The organism is Hydrogenophaga sp. (assembly GCF_041633695.1).
Taxonomy (GTDB): Bacteria; Pseudomonadota; Gammaproteobacteria; order Burkholderiales; family Burkholderiaceae_C; genus Hydrogenophaga.
This window is the reverse complement of record NZ_JBFJMY010000706.1, coordinates 1-1,466: the sequence shown is the minus strand read 5'-3', so window position 1 is coordinate 1,466 and position 1,466 is coordinate 1. Positions and strand designations below refer to the sequence as shown.

The 1,466-nt window shown below is 62.0% G+C and carries 2 protein-coding genes and 1 pseudogene; 1 reads left to right on the top strand and 2 read right to left on the bottom strand.

What is annotated here, in order from left to right:
* Positions 1-334, bottom strand: a 334-nt coding sequence (locus ABYB95_RS23425) for a hypothetical protein (protein WP_372662756.1), incomplete at its 3' end; no start/stop codon positions are given.
* 126 nt (positions 335-460) lie between these two features.
* On the opposite strand from ABYB95_RS23425, the gene ABYB95_RS23420 reads away from it, so the two are divergent.
* Positions 461-964, top strand: a complete 504-nt coding sequence (locus ABYB95_RS23420) for an Lrp/AsnC family transcriptional regulator (protein WP_372662753.1) — start codon at positions 461-463, stop codon at positions 962-964.
* An 18-nt stretch (positions 965-982) separates the two neighbouring features.
* Here ABYB95_RS23420 and gatB read toward each other — a convergent pair.
* A pseudogene (gene gatB / locus ABYB95_RS23415) lies at positions 983-1,466 on the bottom strand (Asp-tRNA(Asn)/Glu-tRNA(Gln) amidotransferase GatCAB subunit B); the annotation flags it as partial.

The window sequence follows — 1,466 nt, the reverse complement described above, 5'->3', positions numbered from 1 at the left end:
GCTGCGGATCGGCTTCCACCCGCTGCGTGCCCAGCACGGCGGTGGCACCCAGTTCTTCGTTGATCGCCGGCAGAAAGCGTATGCCTTGTTGCTCGAACTTCTCCCCAGCTTTCCAGACCGCCTGGTCCAGCATGCCCAGGGGAGACCCCCGGTAACCGCTGATGAAACCGCGCGTGTTCCAGCCAGCCGCGTCGTCGCGTTGGCGCTGCATCAACAACACCCGCACCAGGGCCTGCGTGCCGGTGAGAAAGACCGCCCCCTGGCGGGCCCACAGGCTGTCGCTGAGGCGGTAGTCGGCGCGCGCCAGGGGCGGCGCGGTGGCGGTCTCGGACATGGCGGGTGCTCCTCTGCTCTTTTGGAAAGAGCCAGCTTATCCCCGGCCATTGAGAAAGTGCTTCTTACTTTCCTTTGATACGGCATTCATAGAGAATGAATGTTCCGTATTTTTCGAACTTCAAGAATGATTGAACTTGATCGACAAGATTTTCTGCTGCTCACCGAACTGCAGCGCGACGCGCGGCAAAGCATCCAGCAGCTGGCGACGGCGACCGGCATGTCCAGCACGCCGTGCTGGAAACGGGTGCGCGACATGGAAGCGGCGCAGATCATCCGCGGCTACACCGCGCTGGTGGACCGGGAGAAGGTTGGGCTGGGCCTGTGCGTGATCGCCGAGCTGAACCTCAGCCACCACAACGAGGAAGACGTGCGGCAGCTCGAAAACGCGTTCGCCGCCTGCCCCGAGATCGTGAGCTGCTACTCCACCACCGGCCAGGCCGACTACGTGATCAAGGTGCTGGTGCCCGACATCCAGGCCTACGAACGCTTTCTGCACCAGACCCTGTTCAAGCTGCCGGGCGTGGCGCATGTGCGCTCCAGCGTGGCGTTGAAAGAGGTGAAGTCGGAAACGCGGCTGCCGTTCCGCTTGCCCCCACCGTCCGAAGGGCGCAAGCGCAAGGCGCGTTGAGTGGCTGGTTGAGCCGGTTTACTGCAGCTTCTGGCGCAGCACGTCGTTGACCTGCTGCGGGTTGGCCTTGCCCTTGCTCGCCTTCATGACCTGACCGACCAGGGCGTTGAAGGCCTTTTCTTTGCCGGCGCGGAACTGGGCCACGTTGTCGGCATTGGCGACCATCACCTCGTCGACGATTTTTTCCAGCGCGCCGCTGTCGTTCATTTGCTTGAGGCCTTTGGCTTCAATGACAGCGTCGATCACCGCTTGCCCAGAAACCACCGAACCTTGACCAACCAGGTTTCCAGTCGTGTCGTGGACTTTCGGTCCAACACCGTCCTGCCAAAGCTGCTCGAAAACCTGTTTCGCCGCGTTGTTCGACACAGTTCCATCTGAAATACGCGTGATCAGCGCAGCCAGTTGCTCAGCGCTCACCGGCACATCGGCCATGTCGCGCTCTTCGGCGTTCAGGCGGCGCGAGACCTCGCCCATGATCCAGTTGCTCACCAGCTTCGGACTC

Excerpts from the sequence above, each read along its gene's own strand:
- ABYB95_RS23420 (WP_372662753.1), top strand. The coding sequence starts at position 461 with ATGATTGAACTTGATCGACAAGATTTTCTGCTGCTCACCGAACTGCAG.